The sequence below is a fragment of the Virgibacillus sp. M23 genome (genome assembly GCF_034190895.1).
In the GTDB taxonomy this organism is placed as follows: domain Bacteria; phylum Bacillota; class Bacilli; order Bacillales; family Amphibacillaceae; genus Virgibacillus; species Virgibacillus salarius.
On record NZ_JAWDHA010000393.1, the window covers coordinates 1 to 379 of the forward strand.

Annotated in this window: 1 protein-coding gene; it reads right to left on the bottom strand. The window is 41.2% G+C overall.

The genetic code is table 11. The features are described from left to right. Positions 1-319: GNAT family N-acetyltransferase (locus tag RVS70_RS23175; protein WP_321135098.1), on the bottom strand; the 319-nt coding region annotated here is incomplete at its 3' end. Positions 320-379: the final 60 nt, after the last annotated feature.

Here is a 379-nt window from a genome sequence, read left to right on the forward strand (position 1 = left end):
GCTTATATGAAGTCAGTCCTTTTTCTTTCATGATTTCCTCTAACCCGCTTACGATGATCTTCCCCAATCCGTACTTACGGTAAGGTTTTAGGATGCAGATTCTTTCCAGCTTTGCTGTATGGCCAACGATGCGTGCGCGTCCGGTGCCGACAGGCTGATTCTCATGATATACCAAGATATGCTGGCATTGTTCCTGAAGCGTATCAAATTCATCGAACTTATCGGCTTCAGAAACATGTTGCTCCTCAATGAAAACGCCTCTTCTAATCTTTAAAGCTTCATGTAAATCCGCTTCAGTTGTTATTCTTTTTATACTCATCTAAATCAATCCTTTTCTGATATTAGTCTGGACTGTCCAGCATGCATGTGGTCTTATAAT